At 60.4% G+C, this 21011-nt stretch carries 20 protein-coding genes; 11 read left to right on the plus strand and 9 right to left on the minus strand.

Annotation, left to right across the window (positions count from 1 at the left end; genetic code table 11):
* From lptC to KW841_RS24295, 8 genes are all read left to right on the plus strand, one after another.
* Positions 1 to 573: an LPS export ABC transporter periplasmic protein LptC gene (lptC, locus tag KW841_RS24260; protein ID WP_218480086.1), complete on the plus strand. Its 573-nt coding sequence runs from the start codon at positions 1 to 3 to the stop codon at positions 571 to 573.
* A complete protein-coding gene (gene lptA, locus KW841_RS24265; RefSeq protein WP_104450946.1) occupies positions 560 to 1108 on the plus strand; it encodes a lipopolysaccharide transport periplasmic protein LptA in 549 nt (182 codons plus the stop codon). The genes lptC and lptA overlap by 14 nt, the downstream gene beginning before the upstream one ends.
* A complete protein-coding gene (gene lptB, locus KW841_RS24270; RefSeq protein ID WP_007970262.1) occupies positions 1108 to 1833 on the plus strand; it encodes an LPS export ABC transporter ATP-binding protein in 726 nt (241 codons plus the stop codon). Before lptA ends, lptB begins: the two co-directional genes overlap by 1 nt.
* A gap of 245 nt (positions 1834 to 2078) precedes the next feature.
* The gene (locus KW841_RS24275; RefSeq protein WP_218480087.1) at positions 2079 to 3572 is read left to right on the plus strand and encodes an RNA polymerase factor sigma-54; all 1494 of its coding nucleotides are present in this window, start codon (positions 2079 to 2081) and stop codon (positions 3570 to 3572) included.
* A 74-nt stretch (positions 3573 to 3646) separates the two neighbouring features.
* Positions 3647 to 3955 (plus strand): ribosome hibernation-promoting factor, HPF/YfiA family, encoded by a 309-nt coding sequence (gene hpf / locus KW841_RS24280; protein ID WP_007941242.1) that lies wholly within the window; start codon positions 3647 to 3649, stop codon positions 3953 to 3955.
* Positions 3956 to 3967: 12 nt separating this feature from the next.
* Positions 3968 to 4432, plus strand: coding sequence for a PTS IIA-like nitrogen regulatory protein PtsN (gene ptsN, locus KW841_RS24285; RefSeq protein WP_116580967.1), 465 nt, complete (start codon positions 3968 to 3970; stop codon positions 4430 to 4432).
* Between the two features lie 2 nt (positions 4433 to 4434).
* The gene (gene rapZ / locus KW841_RS24290; RefSeq protein WP_218480088.1) at positions 4435 to 5292 is read left to right on the plus strand and encodes an RNase adapter RapZ; all 858 of its coding nucleotides are present in this window, start codon (positions 4435 to 4437) and stop codon (positions 5290 to 5292) included.
* A 15-nt stretch (positions 5293 to 5307) separates the two neighbouring features.
* Complete coding sequence (locus KW841_RS24295; RefSeq protein ID WP_007970256.1) at positions 5308 to 5580, plus strand: HPr family phosphocarrier protein; 273 nt, start codon at positions 5308 to 5310, stop codon at positions 5578 to 5580.
* A gap of 80 nt (positions 5581 to 5660) precedes the next feature.
* On the opposite strand, the gene pmbA is transcribed toward KW841_RS24295, so the two are convergent.
* A complete protein-coding gene (gene pmbA / locus KW841_RS24300) occupies positions 5661 to 7007 on the minus strand; it encodes a metalloprotease PmbA (protein ID WP_218480089.1) in 1347 nt (448 codons plus the stop codon).
* Between the two features lie 108 nt (positions 7008 to 7115).
* Here pmbA and yjgA point away from each other — a divergent pair, with 108 nt between their 5' ends.
* Complete coding sequence (yjgA, locus tag KW841_RS24305; RefSeq protein WP_007970253.1) at positions 7116 to 7640, plus strand: ribosome biogenesis factor YjgA; 525 nt, start codon at positions 7116 to 7118, stop codon at positions 7638 to 7640.
* A 103-nt stretch (positions 7641 to 7743) separates the two neighbouring features.
* Here yjgA and tldD read toward each other — a convergent pair whose 3' ends face one another.
* From tldD to mreB, 8 genes are all read right to left on the minus strand, one after another.
* Positions 7744 to 9186, minus strand: coding sequence for a metalloprotease TldD (tldD, locus tag KW841_RS24310; protein ID WP_007970251.1), 1443 nt, complete (start codon positions 9184 to 9186; stop codon positions 7744 to 7746).
* Positions 9187 to 9198: 12 nt separating this feature from the next.
* Positions 9199 to 10053, minus strand: a complete 855-nt coding sequence (locus tag KW841_RS24315; RefSeq protein ID WP_218480090.1) for a carbon-nitrogen hydrolase family protein — start codon at positions 10051 to 10053, stop codon at positions 9199 to 9201.
* Positions 10054 to 10210: 157 nt separating this feature from the next.
* Complete coding sequence (locus KW841_RS24320) at positions 10211 to 14014, minus strand: YhdP family protein (protein WP_218480091.1); 3804 nt, start codon at positions 14012 to 14014, stop codon at positions 10211 to 10213.
* Positions 14015 to 14089: 75 nt separating this feature from the next.
* Positions 14090 to 15547, minus strand: coding sequence for a ribonuclease G (gene rng / locus KW841_RS24325; protein ID WP_007970246.1), 1458 nt, complete (start codon positions 15545 to 15547; stop codon positions 14090 to 14092).
* 57 nt (positions 15548 to 15604) lie between these two features.
* Positions 15605 to 16201 (minus strand): nucleoside triphosphate pyrophosphatase, encoded by a 597-nt coding sequence (locus tag KW841_RS24330; protein WP_218480092.1) that lies wholly within the window; start codon positions 16199 to 16201, stop codon positions 15605 to 15607.
* 32 nt (positions 16202 to 16233) lie between these two features.
* Positions 16234 to 16725: a rod shape-determining protein MreD gene (mreD, locus tag KW841_RS24335; RefSeq protein WP_007970244.1), complete on the minus strand. Its 492-nt coding sequence runs from the start codon at positions 16723 to 16725 to the stop codon at positions 16234 to 16236.
* The gene (gene mreC / locus KW841_RS24340) at positions 16725 to 17861 is read right to left on the minus strand and encodes a rod shape-determining protein MreC (protein ID WP_218480191.1); all 1137 of its coding nucleotides are present in this window, start codon (positions 17859 to 17861) and stop codon (positions 16725 to 16727) included. Before mreC ends, mreD begins: the two co-directional genes overlap by 1 nt.
* A gap of 143 nt (positions 17862 to 18004) precedes the next feature.
* Entirely contained in the window at positions 18005 to 19042 is a 1038-nt protein-coding gene (gene mreB / locus KW841_RS24345; protein ID WP_002555108.1) for a rod shape-determining protein MreB, read from the minus strand.
* Between the two features lie 211 nt (positions 19043 to 19253).
* On the opposite strand from mreB, the gene gatC reads away from it, so the two are divergent.
* Both gatC and gatA read left to right on the plus strand, forming a co-directional pair.
* Positions 19254 to 19541 carry an Asp-tRNA(Asn)/Glu-tRNA(Gln) amidotransferase subunit GatC gene (gene gatC / locus KW841_RS24350; protein WP_007976465.1) on the plus strand — a complete coding sequence of 96 codons (288 nt, stop codon included), beginning with the start codon at positions 19254 to 19256 and terminating at the stop codon, positions 19539 to 19541.
* A gap of 16 nt (positions 19542 to 19557) precedes the next feature.
* Positions 19558 to 21009: an Asp-tRNA(Asn)/Glu-tRNA(Gln) amidotransferase subunit GatA gene (gene gatA / locus KW841_RS24355; protein ID WP_218480093.1), complete on the plus strand. Its 1452-nt coding sequence runs from the start codon at positions 19558 to 19560 to the stop codon at positions 21007 to 21009.
* The last annotated feature ends 2 nt before the right edge of the window (positions 21010 to 21011 follow it).

Below are 21011 nucleotides of genomic sequence, written 5' to 3' on the forward strand. Positions count from 1 at the left end.
ATGCTGAGCAAAAAGTTTCGCAACACCCTGCTGTACAGTTGCATCGCGGCGATATTCGCCGCGGTTGGCTACTGGAACATCAGCCCGGAACGCTTCCTCGACAAGCCGGTAACGCCGGTCGACGAAAGCGCGATCGACTATTACGCCATCAACGCCCACAGCGTGCAGTACCTGCCGGACGGCAAGCTGCAATATGATCTGGTGTCCGACAAGGTCGAGCACCTGAAGGCGACCGAGGTGACGCTGCTGACCAATCCCGACCTGAACGTGTTCCGCGGCACCGAATTCCCGTGGCACGTCCAGAGCCTGCACGGTGAGGTCAACCCTGACGGCACGCAGGTCGAACTTATCGATGACGTGCGCATCACGCGCTTCGACGAGAAAAACCGCAAGACCCTGATCACCAGCACCCGCATGACCGTGTTCCCGCAGCAGCAATATGCGCAGACCGAGCAAGACGTTAGAATCGACGGCGCTGGCGGTGTATCGACTGGCAAGGGAATGAAAGCGTATTTGAAAGAAAGCAGGATACACCTGCTATCGAACGTAAGAGGACAGTATGAGGCTCGTTAAAACCCTCCCGATTTTGCTCAGTCTGGGCGCAGCACTGGGAAGCGTGAGCGCCTGGGCTCTGCCGGAAGACCAACAGCAGCCTATCCGCATTCAGGCCGACGATGCCCAACTGGACGACAAGCAAGGTATTGCTACCTACAAGGGTGACGTGATCATCACCCAAGGCTCGATGAAGGTGACAGGCAACACCGTTACCATCACCCGCACCCCGACTGGCGATATTGACGTAGTGACCTCGGTGGGCAACCTGGCGTACTTCGAGCAATTGCAGACGGCTGGCGATACCAAGCCTGTTCAGGGTTGGGGCGTGACCATCCAGTATCACGCCACGCAAAATCGCGTCGTGTTGATCGACAAGGCCAAGGTTGTCGACAAGGACAACAACGTCACCCAAGGCGAGAAAATCGTCTACGACACCGAGAAGAAGCTGGCCAGCGCCGGGCGCGCCACCGGCAGCAAGGTGACCGAGTCGCGTCCGCGCATCGACATGGTGATCCAGCCGAAGAAGAAAACCGACGAGAAAAAGGCCCAGTAATGGCAACTCTGAAAGCTCAGCATCTGGCCAAGAGCTACAAGAGCCGCCAGGTCGTGCGTGATGTCAGCCTGTCCATCGACAGCGGTCAGATCGTCGGCCTGCTTGGCCCGAACGGCGCCGGCAAGACCACCTGCTTCTACATGATCGTGGGCCTGGTGCAAGCCGACCAGGGCCGCGTTCTGATCGATGACCTGGACGTCAGCCACCAGCCGATGCACGGCCGCGCAAAAGCCGGTATCGGCTATTTGCCGCAAGAAGCATCGATCTTCCGCAAATTGTCGGTGGCCGACAACATCATGGCCATCCTCGAGACCCGTAAGGAGCTCGACAAGGCCGGTCGTCGCAAGGAGCTGGAAAGCCTGCTGCAGGAATTCCACATCAGCCACATCCGCGACAACCTCGGCATGAGCCTGTCCGGTGGTGAGCGCCGCCGCGTGGAAATCGCCCGCGCCCTGGCCACCAACCCGAAATTCATCCTCCTCGATGAACCGTTCGCCGGCGTGGACCCGATTTCGGTCGGCGACATCAAACAGATCATTTACCACCTCAAGGCCAAAGGCATTGGCGTGCTGATCACGGACCACAACGTTCGTGAAACCCTGGATATCTGTGAAACCGCCTATATCGTCAATGACGGCCAACTGATTGCCGAAGGTGACGCAGAGACTATCCTGGCCAATGATCTGGTGAAGGAAGTGTACCTGGGCCATGAGTTCCGCCTGTAAACGCTGAGCTGTGCCCAGGCAGTCGCCCGGGCACCGAACTCGCGATTCATCGGCGCTTCATGCAAAGCAGGATGTTCAGCCCCCAACAAGGGCAGCACCGCAACACAAATTTATAGTTTTTTATTGTTACAGCGCTCTAGGCAAATCCTTCAGTTTCAGGCATATAATTTGCTTATGTTTGGCGCCCCGGCGCCCTGTAGTGGATGGCGCATGTGCGCCGGCGAATAAGGTGTTAAGCCCCTGCCATGAAACCATCGCTAGTCTTGAGAATGGGCCAGCAGCTGACGATGACACCTCAGCTGCAACAGGCCATCCGCCTGCTCCAATTGTCGACCCTGGACCTGCAACAGGAAATCCAGGAAGCCCTGGAGTCCAATCCGATGCTCGAACGCCAGGAAGAAGGCGACGACTTCGACAATTCCGACCCCTTGGCCGACAACGCCGAACAAAAGCCCAACTCCGATATCCAGGAACCTTCCTACCAGGAAAGCGCCCCGACGGTTGATAACCTCGAAGAGGGTGACTGGAACGAGCGTATCCCCAATGAACTCCCCGTCGACACCGCGTGGGAAGACGTCTACCAGACCAGCGCCAGCAGCCTGCCCAGCAATGACGATGACGAGTGGGACTTCACCACCCGCACCTCTGCCGGTGAAAGCCTGCAAAGCCACTTGCTGTGGCAACTGAACCTGGCCCCGATGTCCGATACCGATCGCCTGATCGCCGTGACCCTGATCGACTGCATCAACAATCAGGGCTATCTGGACGAAACCCTCGAGGAAATCCTCGAAGCCTTCGACCCGGAACTGGACATCGAACTGGACGAAATCGAAGCCGTCCTGCACCGCATCCAGCAATTCGAGCCTGCGGGCATCGGCGCACGCAACCTGGGCGAATGCCTGTTGCTGCAATTGCGCCAGTTGCCCGCCAAAACCCCTTGGCTGACCGAAGCCAAGCGCCTTGTCACCGATTACATCGACCTGCTTGGCAGCCGCGACTACAGCCAGTTGATGCGCCGCATGAAGCTCAAGGAAGATGAGCTGCGCCAGGTCATAGAGCTGGTCCAGAGCCTCAACCCGCGCCCGGGCTCGCAAATTGAGTCCACCGAAGCCGAGTACGTCGTTCCCGACGTTATCGTCCGCAAGGACAACGAGCGCTGGCTGGTGGAGCTGAATCAGGAGTCGGTGCCACGGCTGCGGGTCAACGCCCAGTACGCCGGTTTTGTGCGCCGCGCCGATACCAGCGCCGACAACACGTTCATGCGCAATCAGTTGCAGGAGGCCCGCTGGTTCATCAAGAGCCTGCAGAGCCGCAATGAAACCCTGATGAAGGTTGCCACCCAGATCGTGGAGCATCAGCGCGGGTTCCTCGAATATGGCGACGAAGCCATGAAGCCGCTGGTCCTGCATGACATCGCCGAAGCGGTCGGCATGCATGAGTCGACGATTTCACGGGTGACTACCCAGAAGTTCATGCACACCCCCCGGGGCATCTATGAACTGAAATACTTTTTCTCCAGTCACGTAAGCACCTCAGAAGGCGGCGAATGCTCGTCCACGGCGATCCGGGCGATCATCAAAAAACTGGTTGCCGCGGAAAATCAGAAAAAGCCGTTGAGTGACAGCAAGATCGCTGGTTTACTGGAGGCACAAGGCATTCAGGTGGCTCGCCGCACCGTCGCCAAGTACCGCGAATCCCTCGGGATCGCGCCTTCGAGCGAACGCAAGCGGTTGATGTAGAGCCACGCCACAGCGTTCCAGTGGTAGATCATCTGATCTACCGCTTTATGCACTGGCAACGAAGGAGAAGCTGTATGCAAGTCAACATCAGTGGACACCAACTGGAAGTGACCGAACCTCTTCGCACCTACATCGGCGAAAAACTCGAACGATTGGAGCGACATTTCGACAAGATCACTAACGTGCAGGTCACGATGACCGTCGAGAAGCTGAAGCAGAAAATCGAAGCCACGCTGCATATTCCCGGGAATGAAGTGGTCGCCAATGCGGAACATACCGATATGTACGCTGCGATCGATGCACTCACCGACAAGCTGGATAAACAACTCAAAAAGCATAAGGAAAAGACCCAGAGCCTCCTTCAGGGCGCAACCGGTCGTTAACACTCCCAACCCATGATCCGACTTGAAAGTATCCTGACCCCCGGCCGTTCACTCGTGAACGTGCCGGGCGGCAGTAAAAAGAAAGCCCTCGAACAAATTGCCAATCTGATCGCCCGCGAAGTGCCGGCTCTGGAGATGCAAGATGTCTTCGAGGCGCTGATTGCCCGTGAAAAACTCGGTTCCACCGGTTTTGGCAACGGCATCGCTATTCCACACTGCCGTCTCAAGGGTTGTGTATCGCCCATCAGTGCATTGATGCACCTGGACGCCCCAATCGATTTCGACGCCATCGACGGCGCGCCGGTTGACCTGCTGTTCGTTCTGCTGGTCCCGCAAGCCGCTACCGATGCGCACCTTGAGCTGCTGCGACAGATCGCCAGCATGCTCGACCGCAAGGACGTTCGCGAAAAACTGCGTAATGCCGCAAGCAACGAAGCCCTGTATCAGGTTGTCCTGGACGAGCAAAACGGTCAGTAATCATGCGCTTGATCATCGTCAGTGGCCGTTCCGGCTCGGGTAAAAGCACCGCCCTCAATGTTCTTGAGGACAACGGCTACTACTGCATCGACAATCTGCCTGCCGGCCTGCTGCCGGAACTGGCCGAACGGGCGTTGATTCATACCGAGCTGATGCAGCCACTGGTGGCCGTATCCATTGACGCCCGCAACCTGCCCAGCCACCTGTCACGCTTTCCCGACCTGCTCGAAGAAGTCCGCAGCCGCCACATCCAGTGCGATGTCCTGTACCTGGATGCCGACGAAGAAACCTTGCTCAAGCGCTTCTCGGAAACCCGTCGACGTCACCCCCTGAGCAACGCCAACCGCTCGCTGGCCGAAGCCATCAACGTCGAAAGCGTCCTGCTCGGGCCGATTGCAGACCTCGCCGATCTCAAGATCAACACCACCAGCCTGAACCTCTATCAACTGCGCGACACCATCAAGTTGCGCCTGTTGAACCAGCCAGAACCCGGCACTGCGTTCCTGGTGGAATCCTTCGGATTCAAGCGCGGCATGCCAGTGGACGCCGACCTGGTATTCGATGTGCGCTGCCTGCCCAATCCTTACTGGAAACCGGAATTGCGCGAGCAGTCCGGGCTCGATCTACCGGTTGCCGAGTACCTGGCGGCACAGCCGGATGTCGAAGAGATGTTCCAGGACATTTCCACATACCTGCTAAAGTGGCTGCCTCGTTTTGCCGCCAGCAACCGCGCCTACGTCACCATTGCCATTGGCTGCACGGGCGGACATCACCGCTCCGTCTACCTGACCGAGCGTCTGGGGCAGGCGCTGCAAAAAACCCTGAAGAACGTCCAGGTTCGCCACCGCGACCTCAGCTAAAGGATTCACATCGCGATGCCTGCTCTGGAAATCGAAATCATCAATAAACTGGGCCTGCACGCCCGCGCTTCTGCAAAATTCGTTGGGGTCGCAGGTCAGTTCCCGTGCCAGATCCGGGCCGGTCGCACACCAGAGTCCATGGTCGATGGCAAAAGCATCATGGCGATGATGATGCTGGCCGCCGGCAAAGGCACCACGATCCACTTGAGCACAGAAGGCGAGCAGGAACAGGAAGCCCTGGATGCGCTGGTGGCGTTGATCAATAATTTCTTCGACGAAGGCGAATAAAGATCAAAAGATCGCAGCCTTCGGCAGCTCCTACAGTGGTTTGCGCCGAAGGCTGCGATCTTTTCGTGTAACGGAGAGGTTTAGCTACCCGCTACGGTCATCCGCTCGATCAGCACCGAGCCTGTACGAATGTTGCTACGCAACTCAAGATCATTACCCACGGCCACGATCTGCTTGAACATGTCGCGCATGTTGCCGGCGATAGTCACTTCCTGGACCGCGAACTGGATTTCGCCGTTCTCGACCCAGTAACCCGCCGCGCCGCGGGAATAGTCACCGGTCACCATGTTCAGGCCCTGCCCCATCAGTTCAGTCACCAACAGCCCGCGCCCCATGCGTCGCAGCAAGGCCGCCTGATCTTCATCGCCATGGGTGACAAACAGGTTGTGCACGCCGCCGGCATTGGCGGTGCTCGGCATGCCGAGCTTGCGGCCTGAGTAGGTGCCGAGGATGTACGACACCAACTCGCCTTTTTCGACGAACGGTTTGGCGTAGGTTGCCAGACCATCTCCATCGAAAGCCGCGCTACCCATGGCACGCATCAAGTGTGGGCGCTCGTCGATGGTCAGCCACTCCGGAAACAGCTTCTGCCCCAGCGTGCCTTCAAGGAACGATGACTTGCGATACAGGCTGCCACCGGAAATCGCCGACAGGAAACTGCCGAACAGACCGCCCGCCAACTCTGCTGAAAACAGCACAGGTACCTCGCAGGTCGGCACCGGACGCGCGCCCAGACGGCTCGCCGCCCGTTGCGCGGCACGCTGGCCGATGCTCACCGGATCGGCCAGCAAGTTGCCCTGACGATTCACGTCGTACCAGTAATCACGCTGCATCTGGCCGTCTGCTTCGGCAATCATCACGCAGCTGAGGCTGTGGCGAGTCGACGCATAACCACCGATAAACCCGTGACTGTTGCCATAAACGCGGCAGCCCTGATGGGTGCTGAGGGTGGTACCGTCGGCGTTCTTGATCCGGTTGTCGGCGGCAAACGCCGCGGCTTCGCAGGCCAGGGCCTGCTCGATGGCTTGCTCCGGCGTAATGTCCCACTGGTGAAACAGGTCGAAATCCTGAAGATCCCGCGCCATCAACGCGGCATCCGCCAAGCCCGAGGCCTCGTCTTCCGAGGTGTGTTTGGCGATAGCCAGAGCAGCGGCCACCGTTTCGCGAATCGCTTCCGGACCGCTGGCCGACGTGCTGGCCGAGCCCTTGCGTTGACCTACGTACAGGGTGATGCCAAAACCCTGATCGCGGTTGAACTCGACCGTTTCGACTTCACGCTGGCGCACCGACGTCGAAAGGCCCTGCTCCAGGGAGACGGCCACTTCACAGGCGCTGGCACCCTGGCGCCTGGCTTCAGCGATGATCTGCTCGACCTGTTCCTGCAGTGCCGGCAATGCTTGTGGGCCGACGCTTTCAACTGCACTCATGCTGTTCTCCACTCAAATTCTGCTTTCGGTAACGGTCATCGAGCGACCGGGCCGGACAAGCGGCCCCCGACTGGTTATCATGGCGGCGTTTCTTTGCGGACTGCCACCATGGTTGATTCTTACGACGACTCCCTCGATACGGGAGAAAAAAGCAAATCCCAGGTCAAACGCGAGCTGCATGCTCTGGTTGACCTCGGCGAGCGCCTTACAACGCTCAAGCCTGACTTGCTCAACAAACTGCCATTGACCGACGGATTGCGCCGGGCCCTGGCCGATGCGCCCAAGCACACCGCGAATATCGCGCGTAAACGGCACCTTCAGTTCATCGGCAAACTGATGCGCGATCAGGACACTGACGCGATTCTGGTTCTGCTCGATCAACTCGATGCCTCCACCCGTCAATACAACGAACGCTTCCATAACCTGGAACGCTGGCGCGATCGTCTGATTGCCGGTGACGACGCCGTACTGGAAAAATTCGTCGTCGAATACCCCGACGCGGATCGCCAGCAACTGCGCTCCCTGATCCGTCAGGCCCAGCATGAGGTTGCGCAAAACAAGCCTCCTGCTTCCAGCCGTAAAATCTTCAAGTACATCCGTGAGCTGGACGAGACTCAACGCGGACTGCGTTGAGTCATCGCAGCCCTTGTAGGAGCTGCCGAAGGCTGCGATCTTTTGATCTTTGAAAAGCAAAGATCGCAGCCTGCGGCAGCTCCTACAAAGGCGGTGTATCTCCTTACGACCCCGTGCCACCCACGGTGATCGCATCAATCTTAAGCGTTGGCTGGCCGACACCCACCGGCACCGACTGCCCATCCTTGCCACATGTGCCCACGCCGCTGTCCAGCGACAGATCATTACCGACCATCGACACCTTGCTCATGGCTTCCGGCCCGTTGCCGATCAGGGTCGCGCCCTTGACTGGAGCTGTGATCTTGCCGTCTTCGATCAGGTACGCCTCGCTGGTGGAGAACACGAACTTGCCACTGGTGATGTCCACCTGACCGCCGCCGAGGTTGGCGCAATAGATGCCGCGTTTCACCGAGGCGATGATTTCTTGCGGATCACTTTCGCCGGCGAGCATGTAGGTGTTGGTCATGCGCGGCATCGGCAGGTGCGCGTAAGACTCGCGACGACCGTTGCCGGTGCGCGCCACACCCATCAGACGGGCGTTGAGCTTGTCCTGCATGTAGCCCTTGAGTACGCCGTTTTCGATCAACGTGGTGCACTCGGTCGGCGTGCCTTCGTCATCGACGCTCAACGAACCGCGACGACCGGCCAGGGTGCCGTCATCGACGATGGTGCACAGCTTGGAGGCAACCATCTCGCCCATGCGCCCGCTATAAGCCGAGCTGCCCTTGCGGTTGAAGTCGCCTTCCAGACCATGCCCGACGGCTTCGTGCAGCAGCACGCCCGACCAGCCGGAGCCGAGCACCACCGGCAAGGTACCGGCAGGCGCCGGAATGGCTTCAAGGTTGACCAGCGCCTGGCGCAACGCTTCACGGGCATAGCCCATGGCGCGGTCTTCGCCGAGGAAATAGCGGTAATCGGTCCGGCCGCCACCGCCATGACCGCCGCGCTCGCGGCGACCGTTCTGCTCGACGATCACGCTGACGTTGAAGCGCACCAGCGGACGTACATCCGCCGCCAGTCCACCGTCGGTGGACGCCACCAGGATCCGCTCCCAGACACCGGCCATGCTCACGGTAACCTGCTGGATGCGCGGGTCAAGTGCACGGGTCGCGGCGTCGACGCGCTTGAGCAAATCAACCTTTTCGGCACGGGTCAGCACTTCCAGGGGGTTGTCCGGCGCATACAACTGCGCGACATCCTGGCTGGTGAATGCCTGCACCGTACCGTGTTGCCCGGCCCGGGAAATCGAACGGGCGGCACGCGCCGCCGCACCCAGGGCTTCAAGGGTGATGGCATTGCTGTAGGCAAAACCGGTTTTCTCACCCGATTGCGCCCGCACGCCGACACCCTGGTCAAGGTTGAAGCTGCCTTCCTTGACGATGCCGTCTTCCAGCGCCCAGGACTCGGAGATCTGCCCCTGGAAATACAGGTCGGCGGCATCGATGCCCGGCCCGGCCAGATCGCCGAGCACGCCTTGCAGGCTCTCGATCGTGACGCCACCGGGCGCCAGCAGGTGTTCACTGACTGAGGACAACAACTCGCTCATATGCTTTACGCCTTAAATTCGTGTTTCTGATGCAGGTCGCTGGGCGCCCTGCGAGAAAAAGCGCCGGTGACTGGACACCGGCATCCGCGCCCGGATGGACGCCTGTTCGCTGCTGTCGCGTTCGGCCAGCAGCACGGCCTCGCCTTGATCCTGTTGTGCCAGCACGCGCCCCCACGGGTCGACGATGGCGGCATGTCCGAAGGTTTCCCGCGGCCCCGGATGCGTGCCGCCCTGGGCAGCCGCGAGCACATAACATTGGGTCTCGATGGCCCGCGCACGAATCAACACATCCCAATGCGCCGCGCCGGTCACCGCCGTGAAGGCCGAGGGAGCGGTAATCAGTTCCGCGCCGGCAGCGCGCAGTTCGCTGTACAGTTCGGGAAAGCGCAGGTCATAGCAAACCGTCAGGCCGACCCGACCGACCGGGGTGTCCGCCACGACCACTCCACTGCCATAAGCATAGTCATCGGATTCACGGTAACGGCCACGATTGTCCGCCACATCCACATCGAACAGGTGCAGCTTGTCGTAGCGCGCCACCGTTTCGCCCTGGTCATCGACCAGCAACGAACAGGCATGCGCCTTCCCCGTCGGCTGATCCACCGGCGGCAACGGCAACGTGCCGGCCACTATCCATAACTTGAGGTCGCGTGCGGTCTGTTTCAACCAAGGCAGGATCGGGCCTTCGCCCAGGGCTTCGGCGCGCCCGATGTCGGCAACGTCGCGCCGGCCCATGGCGGCGAAGTTTTCTGGCAATACCGCGAGTTTCGCGCCGCCGGCGGCCGCTTGCTCCAGCAGTCGACGGGCCTGGGCCAGATTGGCCAGCACATCGCTCTGGCTGACCATTTGAATCACCGCTACAGACATGGCCTTTTCCCTATTGAAACAATGCGTTCCTGTAGGAGCTGCCGCAGGCTGCGATCTTTTGATCTTGAAAAATAAGGGTAAAAAGATCGCAGCCTGCGGCAGCTCCTACAGGTGAACCGTACAGCCATGCTACTCCATAGGTCTGGAAAATGGTTTTTCAAAAAGCCTTGTCGAAGGTGATTTTCGGTTCTTTCCACGGCCCTTTGACGCTGTACTTCACACTGGCGAAACGGGAGACCCGGTCACCGATCAGCTTGTCGATCAGGAACAGCGCCCCGCCAACCGCCGGGGCGCCGACGATCAGCGCGGCAATCGGCAGGTTATTGGTCACCGGCAAGGTCACCATCAGTTTCGCATCGATCTGATCGGCCACCATGTTCAGCGTGCCGTCGAGTTCGATGGTGCTCGATGGCCCCGTCAGCTGGATCGGCTGACGGGTGACATACACACCATTCGTCCCGACCAGCAGCCCCTTGACCCGGTCGTAGCTCAGGCCTTTGCCGAACAGGTCGGAGAAGTCCAGGCGCAGGCGCCGGCCGATGGAGTTGAAGTTGAGCAAACCAAATACCCGCAGCGCCTGGGCACTGCCTTCGACTTCGACGAACTGGCCCTGATTGAGTGTCGCATCCAGCGAACCGGAGAAACGCTTGGTCGCCACCCATGCCGGCGAGCCGGGCCAACGGCCATCGACATCCATATAAAAGTCCCGGCTGGTGACGCTCGGCGCAAATCCCCAGCCCTTGAGCACATCGGCAAGGTTCTTGCCGCTGATGCGGCCCTTGTACCAGCTGTTGCTGGCACCAGGTACGCCTTCCCAGCCACCATTGCCCACCAGCAACATGCCCTTGAGTCCCAGATCCAGCGAGTTGAACACAATACCCCTGGCCGTCGGGCGAACCTTCAGCGACCAGGTACCGACCAGATCCTGGCCCTGGAATAGCTGATTGATCATGATGTCCATCGCGGGGATTTTCGTCGGGTCCACCGACGCCAGCGGATCCGGCGAGTTCTCATCGGCCAGTACGGTCGGGTCCGGTGCCGGCAGGCGCACGGTTTGCAGATTGATCGCGATTGGCGTGGCCTTCGAGTCGGGCAGGTTGGCGCTGCCCTTGATCTGCTGGCTGTCGAGTTGCAGCGCCCAGGCGGAGGGTTTGCGCGCCAGCTGGATCGAAGCCTGATCAAGCGTGGTGCCGATACCGCTGAGCTTGCCCACCTTGAAATCCGCACCGCTGAGCAATTGCTTGGCGCTGCCGCCGGGGTCCTGCCCGGCGTATTTATCCACCAGATCCTTCCACGGGCCTACGTCCAGTTCCGACAACACGCCCCGTACCCGCAGGCCTTTGGTGCCCGGCAACACGGCCTCGCCGCCACCGAGGAACAAATCCCCGCGACCGTCGACGAAATTGCTGGCCGGGGCCGCAAACGTGAAACTCGCCAGATCCCCGTAGTTGACCCAATAGCGCCGCTCGTCGCCCTGTAACGTCATGCGAAACGTCGTGTCGCGCCCGGCATCGGCGGCCATGCCGAAGGGCGCAGGCAAATCGACCGCCACGCCCTTGAGGTTGGAGTTGACCAGCAATTGGCTGTCGGGGCCAGCGAGGGTCAGTTGCAGGTGATAAGGGATCACGCCACTCACCGGCAGAGGCTGGGTCACCTTCAGCCATTCGGTCAATTTCTTCACCTCGACCTGGCCCGACGCGGTCACCCGGGTATTGAGCTTACCGGGGCTGCCATCGGCAAAAATCTGTGCGGTGACCGGCTTGTCGAATGCCCGGGCGCCGATGTTCTGCCCGCTCAGGCCTTTGTTGCTGTCAAAACGGAAGTCACCTTTGAGCTGGGTCAGCTCCAGCACCGGCTCGGCGAGTTTCAAGCGTGCCCTGGCGGTCTTGAAATCGACGAGGATCTTCGGTTCCTCACCTTTTGCCAGCGGAATATCCAGCTTCAACTTGCCGGTCAGCTCACCCTCGCCTTCCCAGCCGGCAAAGGTCGCCCCGGTGCCGATCGGCGCCTCCTGGAGGATTTTCAGGCCATCGCCCAAACCACCGGCAAATCCACCATCGAGGAACAAATGAACGTTCTGCCCGGCAGGCACATGGGGAATGTTGACGTAAACATCCCTGACCTGGGTGTCGAGTAATTGGCCTTTGCTGGCCAGGATCCGCACGCCGCTGTCTTCGACAAACACATCGCCGCTGACCTTGCTGACATGGGGCCAGCCCGGCTGGAAGGCCAGTTCGGCATCGTGAACCTTGAAGTACAGGCTGATGCTGCGATCGACGTCTGCGGCACCGTGGCTGAGCGACCCTTGATACTGGAAGAAGCCCTGGTCCACCGCGCCCTTGAGAATCGCCGTACGCAGCCATTCATCCAGCGCCGGGCTGAGGACCGTCGGCAGGTATTTGGCGGTGTAGCGACCGTCACCGTCCACCAGGCCAACCCGCAGGTCCATGTAGTCTTCCTCGGAGTCATCGAAATGCAGGCGAATCAGGAAGTCGCCGGCAATCTTGCCCTCCTCGCCCAGCACCTTCAGATAGGGCGCAATCAGGGTGAAGCCTTCTTTATCGAGTTTCCAGGTCAGCCGCGCGTTGGCCTGAATGTACTGCCATGGCTTGGCGAAAATCGGGTCCAGGTGCAGCATGAAATCCTTGCTGTCCATACGCAGCTCGCCGTGCCCCAGGTCACCGCTGATGCTGCCGCTGACATTTCGCGCCGCCGGCGCACCGTGATAGGCATCGAAACCCACCTGGTCGAGGTTGGCGGCAAAGCTGAACTTGCTGTCGTCGGTGGCATTGGGTCGCACGTCGATCAATACATTGCGCAGTCCGCCCTTCACCTTGAGCCGCTCGACAACGGTGGCAAAGCCTTGCGGAAACGGCGCCAGGGCATTGAGCAGTGGCGTGAGCGGGGTCAGGTCGACCCGGTCGGCCTGTAGATGCCAGAGTTCTTCGGTCTTGTCGGTGGCGGCGCTTTGCTTGAGCTGCAAATGCGTTTCCCAGCGGACGTCGTCCAGGTTCATTGCCAGGGAGTCCAGGGTCACCTGCATGCCTTCGGCACTGCGCTCGAAGTATCCATTGAGTGCCAGGTTGTTGATCTGGATCGGCTTGCGTTCGGCGTAGGCGCCCTTGAGTTGTGGCGCGTTCAAGCGCACTGCAGCGCTTTGCAAGAGGCCTTTGCCCCAGGTCAGCCACAGCTCGCCGCCGGCCTTGATCTCGGAGAAATTCCATTGCTGGCTGACGCGCTCGGGCAGCCACTTCGACCAGTCGCTTTGCGGCAGGCTCAGGTAGAACTCGGCTTCACCATCCTGCCATTGGCTGGCTCGAATGCGGGTACGCAGGCTCATGGCCACAGGCTGGCCGTCGGGCAGGGTCAGGCGGGCGTCGAGACGCTGCCGCGACGCACCGGTTTTCAGATTCAGGCCGACGTAGGTCAGGGTCAGCGGCGACTGTGCAAAGGGCTGCAAGGTCACCTGGCTGTCGAGCACCGACAGTTGCTGGATCATCTGCATGCGATTGAGCAACTGTTCCGGATCGGTCGGTTGATCCTGTTGCACCGGCAAACCTTCCAGCGCCCATTGACCGTCGTCGCCCTCCTTGACGCTGATCTTCAGGCCGCTGAGTTCCAGATGAGCAATGCGTACCTCACGCGCCAGCAGACTGGCCCAAAGGTCTGGCACCGCGCGCACCTGATCCAGGTGCAGGGCATTGGCGCCCTCGCCGACGGTCACGTCGTGCGCCAACAATATGGGGGCGAATCCACTCCAGTTGCCTTCCAGTTCGCCGATTTGCAGCGGCATGCCCAAGGCATCGCTGGCTTTGGTTTCGATATCGGCACGGTACTCGGCGACTAGCGGAGTCAGTTCCCGGCCAAGGCTGACGTAGAGCGCCATCAACACCAAAACCAACGCGCACAGGCCCAGACCCCAGCGGGTCAGTGCGGCCAAAATGCGTGTCAGACGGTCCATGTCAGATGGCCCCCATGGAAAAAGTTTTGCAAAAAGCTGAGGCCAGCCGTTCTCGAATAATCAAAACGAAACGCTTCAGAGCAGCACCACGTCGTATTGTTCCTGGGAATACATGGTTTCGACCTGGAAACGGATGGTGCGCCCGATAAACCCTTCCAGCTCGGCGACGTTGCCCGACTCTTCATCGAGCAGGCGGTCGACAACTTTCTGGTTTGCCAATACACGATAGCCCTCCGCCTGATAGGCGCGAGCCTCACGCAGGATTTCGCGAAAGATTTCGTAGCACACTGTTTCCGGCGTCTTGAGCTTGCCGCGCCCCTGACAGGCATTGCACGGCTCGCACAAGACTTGTTCAAGGCTTTCGCGGGTGCGTTTGCGGGTCATCTGCACCAGGCCCAACTCGGTGATACCGATGATGTTGGTCTTGGCGTGATCGCGCTCCAGCTGCTTCTCGAGCGTGCGCAGCACCTGGCGCTGGTGCTCTTCATCTTCCATGTCGATGAAGTCGATGATGATGATGCCGCCGAGGTTGCGCAGGCGCAATTGACGGGCGATGGCCGTCGCGGCTTCGAGGTTGGTCTTGAAGATGGTTTCTTCGAGGTTGCGATGGCCGACGAACGCCCCGGTATTGACGTCGATGGTGCTCATGGCTTCCGCAGGGTCGACCACCAGATATCCGCCGGACTTGAGCGGGACCTTGCGTTCGAGGGCCTTCTGGATTTCGTCTTCGACGCCATACAGGTCGAAAATCGGCCGCTCGCCCGGGTAATGCTCCAGACGGTCGGCAATCTCCGGCATCAATTCGGCGACGAATTGCGTGGTCTTCTGGAAGGTTTCCCGGGAGTCGATGCGGATCTTCTCGATTTTAGGGCTCACCAGGTCACGCAGGGTGCGCAGCGCCAGACCGAGGTCTTCGTAGATCACGCTGGGCGCGCTGATGGTTTTGATCTGGGCGCTGATCTGATCCCAGAGCCTGCGCAGGTAACGGATGTCCATGAGGATTTCATCGGCGCCGGCGCCTTCGGCTGCCGTACGCAGGATGAAACCGCCGGCCTCCTTGATACCTTCCTTGGCCACGCAATCGGTGACCACTTGCTTGAGACGTTCGCGCTCGGCTTCGTCTTCGATCTTCAGGGAAATCCCGACATGGGCCGTGCGCGGCATGTACACCAGGTAGCGTGAAGGGATCGACAGCTGGGTGGTCAGGCGTGCGCCTTTGGAACCGATCGGGTCCTTGGTCACCTGCACCACCAGGCTCTGGCCTTCGTGCACCAGTGCGCTGATGCTCTCGACCGCCGGGCCTTCGCGCAGGGAAATTTCCGAGGCGTGAATGAACGCCGCGCGATCCAGGCCGATATCGACGAATGCCGCCTGCATCCCCGGCAATACCCGCACGACTTTGCCTTTATAGATGTTGCCGACGATTCCGCGCTTTTGCGTACGCTCGACGTGGACCTCTTGCAGGACACCGTTTTCGACCACCGCCACGCGCGACTCCATCGGCGTGATGTTGATCAGGATCTCTTCACTCATGGCAGGGTCTCGTTCAGGCATGTTCACGATAATGGCCGCATCTGTTCAGAACGTTGCTTAGCGTGCGTTCCGGGTTTGCCAACAGGGTATGCCGAAATGGCCGAGCAGTTCCGCGGTTTCGCAAAGCGGCAGTCCGACCACCGCTGAATAACTTCCATTGAGCCCGGCGACAAACACCGCACCCAGTCCTTGAATGCCATAACCGCCCGCCTTGTCCTGTGGTTCACCGCTGGCCCAATAGGCCACGGCTTCATCACGACTGATATCCCGAAAACGCACGCGACTGGTGACAACCCGGGATTCGCAACGCTCGCCATCAAGCACGGCAATCGCGGTCAGGACTTCATGCTCACACCCTGACAACATCATCAGCATGGCGCAGGCATCCGCTTGATCAACCGGTTTGCCGAGAATTTTTCCATCGAGCACCACGGCGGTATCGGCTCCGAGCACGCAGAACGGCTCGTCAGACACGACGCTGCCGCGCCCGGCCTCGGCCTTGCCACGTGCCAGACGCTCGACATAGGCCGACGGGGACTCTTGATCTATAGGAGTTTCATCGATATCCGCACTGACGGCGGAGAACGGAACGCCGATCTGCGTGAGCAATTCACGCCGGCGTGGCGAGCCAGAGGCGAGGTACAACCGTTTCATCAAGACCTCTCCCTGTCTAATGCCTGAGCGAATTAATTGATTTTGTAGCGTCGACGCAGTCCGCGCAAACCGAAACTGATCCAGGGCCAGAGCAACGCACTGACCAGTGCCGGCAACACCAGCGCCAGCGTCGGCTGACGATTGCCGGTCAAGGCACTGAGCCAGAGTTGCACCAGCTGGGCGAGGCCGAAGATCACCAGGATCACCAGGCTCTGCTGCCACATCGGGAACATCCGCAGACGCTGCTGCAGCGCCAGTACCAGATAGGTGATGAGGGTCAGGATCAAGGCATTCTGCCCCAGCAAGGTACCGTAGAGTACGTCTTCAGCCAGCCCCAGGCAGAACGCCGTCACCATCCCGACGGTCTGCGGCAGGTTCAACGCCCAGAATGCCAGCAACAAGGCCAGCCACAGCGGGCGCAGGATTTCCATGAATTGCGGCAAAGGCGACACGCTGAGGAGTAGACCGACGGCGAACGTCAGCCAGACTATCCAGCCGTTTCGGGATGCTTTTACACCGCCCATTATTCTCTCCCCACTGGAGTGGCTGGCGCGGAGACTGGCGGTTTGGCGGCAGGCTTCGCGGCAGCGGGTTGCGCCGCCGGCGGTTTAGCCGCCGCTGGATGCGTGGCCGCGGGCTTGGCTGGCGTGGTGGCTGGCTTGACGGGTGCGGTGGCCGCAGGCGCCGCCGTGGCAGGTATCGCCGGTGCGGCGGCCGGTGCCGCGGGAACTGCGGGGTTGACCAGCTTCGGAACGGTCGCCGGAATCATCGGGCCACCGCCCTGTGCATCCAGGCTTTCCTGGGCCTGGGCGGCAGCGTTGGCGCGCTCTTCCGGGGTACGGGTGTCGCTGAACACCAGCAGCAGGTAACGGCTGCGGTTCAAGGCGGCGGTCGGAATGGCGCGGACAATGGCAAACGGCTGGCCGGAATCGTGAATCACTTCCTTGACCGTCGCCACCGGATAACCGGCCGGGAAACGTTGGCCGAGACCAGAGCTGACCAGCAAGTCGCCTTCCTTGATGTCGGCGGTATCGGCCACATGACGCAATTCGAGGCGCTCCGGGTTGCCGGTGCCGCTGGCAATCGCCCGCAATCCGTTACGGTTCACCTGCACCGGAATGCTGTGGGTGGTGTCGGTCAGCAGCAGGACGCGGGAGGTGTAGGGCATCAACTCGACCACCTGGCCCATCAGGCCGCGGGCATCGAGTACCGGCTGACCGAGGACCACACCGTCGCGCTCACCTTTATTGATGATGATGCGATGGGTGAAGGGGTTGGGGTCCATGCCGATCAACTCGGCCACTTCGACCTTCTCGTTGACCAGTGCCGAAGAGTTGAGCAGCTCGCGCAGCCGAACGTTCTGCTCGGTCAGGGCGGCAAGCTTCTGCATGCGCCCCTGCAACAGCAGGTTCTCGGTCTTGAGTTTTTCGTTTTCGGCGACGAGTTCGGTCCGGCTGCCAAACTGACTGGCAACGCCTTCCCAGAGGCGTCCGGGCAGGTCGGTGATCCAGTAGGCGTCCATCAGCACCAGCGACATCTGGCTGCGTGCAGGCTTGAGCAGACTGAAACGGGCATCGACCACCATCAGCGCGACCGATAGCACGACCAGCACCAACAGGCGCACGCCCAGTGAAGGGCCCTTGGTGAAAAGCGGTTTAATAAGCCGCTCCTCCCAGGCAAATGTTCTGTTTATTCATACGGCAGCAATCCGGCCTGGATGCAGACTGACAGAAGATAAACGCGAACAGGCAGCACTGCAAAGTGCCGCCTGCGCGCTCAACAGCATAGAAGCGATCCGGCGACTTATTCGCTGGAAAGCAGGTCCATGGTGTGTTTATCCATCATTTCCAATGCACGGCCACCGCCGCGAGCAACGCAGGTCAGCGGGTCTTCGGCAACGATCACCGGCAGACCGGTTTCCTGGGCCAGCAACTTGTCCAGGTCACGCAGCAAGGCGCCACCACCGGTCAGCACCAGGCCGCGCTCGGCGATGTCGGAAGCCAGTTCCGGAGGCGATTGCTCCAGGGCGCTTTTCACGGCCTGAACGATGGTTGCCAGGGACTCTTGCAGAGCTTCCAGCACTTCATTGGAGTTCAGGGTGAATGCGCGTGGAACGCCTTCGGCCAGGTTACGGCCACGAACGTCGACTTCGCGAACTTCGCCGCCCGGGTAGGCCGTGCCGATTTCCTGCTTGATGCGCTCGGCGGTGGATTCACCGATCAGGCTGCCGTAGTTGCGACGCACGTAGGTGATGATCGCTTCGTCGAAGCGGTCGCCGCCAACACGGACGGATTCGGCGTAAACCACACCGTTCAGGGAGATCAGCGCGATTTCGGTGGTACCGCCACCGATATCCACGACCATCGAGCCGCGAGCTTCTTCAACCGGCAGGCCGGCACCGATCGCAGCGGCCATTGGCTCTTCGATCAGGAACACTTCACGGGCACCGGCACCGAGGGCCGATTCACGGATGGCGCGACGCTCAACCTGGGTGGATTTGCATGGAACGCAGATCAACACGCGCGGGCTAGGCTGCAGAAAGCTGTTTTCGTGAACCTTGTTGATAAAATACTGCAGCATTTTTTCGCACACGCTGAAGTCGGCGATCACACCGTCCTTCATCGGACGAATGGCAGCAATGTTGCCCGGAGTACGGCCGAGCATGCGCTTGGCTTCGGTGCCGACAGCAACGACACTTTTCTGGTTACCGTGTGTCCGAATGGCCACAACGGAGGGCTCATTCAGGACGATACCGCGCTCGCGCACGTAAATAAGGGTGTTGGCAGTGCCCAGGTCAATGGAAAGATCGCTGGAAAACATGCCACGCAGTTTCTTGAACATGGGAAAGGGACCCTAGGCAACGCGTGGGTAAAAAAGTGCGGCAAACTCTAACAACGACAGGGATTTTGGGCAAGGCGCCAATATGTTAAATTGGACGCTTTTCTGTGCACCAAGCCCCACAATCGCGGCCTTATGACCGTAGAAGTGCGGTAGTGTTCCGACAATCTAACACACGGACGCGGTCCGTTTTGTTTTCCACTGGAGAATCCCAATGGCGCTAGAACGCTCCGACGTGGAAAAAATCGCTCATCTGGCCTGTCTGGGCCTCAATGATGCCGATCTTCCACACATCACTTCGGCCCTCAACAGCATTCTCGGGCTGGTCGACGAAATGCAGGCGGTCAATACCGACGGTATCGAACCGCTGGCCCACCCGCTGGAAGCCAGCCAGCGCCTGCGCGCGGACGTCGTGACCGAGACCAATAACCGCGAGGCCTACCAGTCCATCGCACCAGCGGTCGAAAACGGCCTGTACCTGGTTCCGAAAGTCATCGACTAAAGGGAAAGAGCCTGCAATGCATCAATTGACTCTGGCCGAGATCGCCCGCGGACTCGCCGATAAAAAGTTTTCCTCCGAAGAGCTGACCAAAGTCCTGCTGGCGCGCATCGCCCAGCTCGATCCACAGCTCAACAGTTTCATCAGCCTCACCGAAGACCTGGCGCTGACGCAGGCGAAAGCCGCTGACGCCCGCCGGGCCAATGGTGAGAGCGGCGCCCTGCTCGGCGCGCCGATCGCCCACAAGGACCTGTTCTGCACCCAAGGCATTCGCACCAGTTGCGGCTCGAAGATGCTCGACAACTTTAAAGCACCGTACGACGCCACTGTCGTCGCCAAGCTGGCTGCCGCCGGGGCCGTGACCCTGGGCAAGACCAACATGGACGAATTCGCCATGGGTTCGGCCAACGAGTCGAGCTACTACGGCGCGGTGAAAAACCCGTGGAACCTGGAACACGTGCCGGGCGGTTCGTCCGGTGGTTCGGCGGCGGCGGTGGCCGCTCGTCTGTTGCCGGCTGCCACCGGCACCGACACCGGCGGTTCGATCCGCCAGCCGGCGGCCCTGACCAACCTCACAGGCCTGAAACCGACGTACGGTCGCGTTTCACGCTGGGGCATGATCGCCTATGCCTCCAGTCTCGATCAGGGCGGCCCGTTGGCGCGCACGGCCGAAGACTGCGCGATTTTGTTGCAAGGTATGGCCGGCTTCGATCAGAACGACTCCACCAGTATCGACGAACCCGTACCGGACTACAGCGCCAGCCTCAACGGCTCGCTGCAAGGCCTGCGCATCGGTGTGCCGAAGGAATACTTCAGCGCCGGTCTCGACCCGCGCATTGCCGAACTGATCCACAACAGCATCAAGGAGCTGGAAAAGCTCGGCGCCGTGATCAAGGAAATCAGCCTGCCGAACATGCAGCACGCGATTCCTGCGTACTACGTGATCGCCCCGGCGGAAGCCTCTTCCAACCTGTCGCGTTTCGACGGCGTGCGCTTCGGCTATCGCTGCGAAGACCCGAAAAACCTGGAAGACCTGTACAAGCGCTCCCGTGGCGAAGGCTTCGGTACGGAAGTGCAGCGCCGGATCATGGTCGGTGCCTACGCGCTGTCCGCCGGTTACTACGATGCCTACTACCTCAAGGCGCAGAAGATCCGTCGCTTGATCAAGAACGACTTCATGGCGGCCTTCAATGAGGTCGACATCATCCTCGGCCCAACCACGCCAAACCCGGCCTGGAAGCTCGGCGCCAAGAACAGCGACCCGGTCGCTGCGTACCTGGAAGACGTCTACACCATCACCGCCAACCTCGCCGGCCTGCCGGGCCTGTCGATGCCGGCCGGTTTTGTCGACGGCCTGCCGGTTGGCGTGCAACTGCTCGCCCCGTATTTCCAGGAAGGCCGCTTGCTCAACGTTGCGCACCAGTACCAGTTGAACACTGACTGGCACACCCGCACCCCAACCGGCTTCTGAGG

The organism is Pseudomonas sp. PDM28 (assembly GCF_019219115.1).
In the GTDB taxonomy this organism is placed as follows: Bacteria; Pseudomonadota; Gammaproteobacteria; order Pseudomonadales; family Pseudomonadaceae; genus Aquipseudomonas; species Aquipseudomonas laurylsulfatiphila.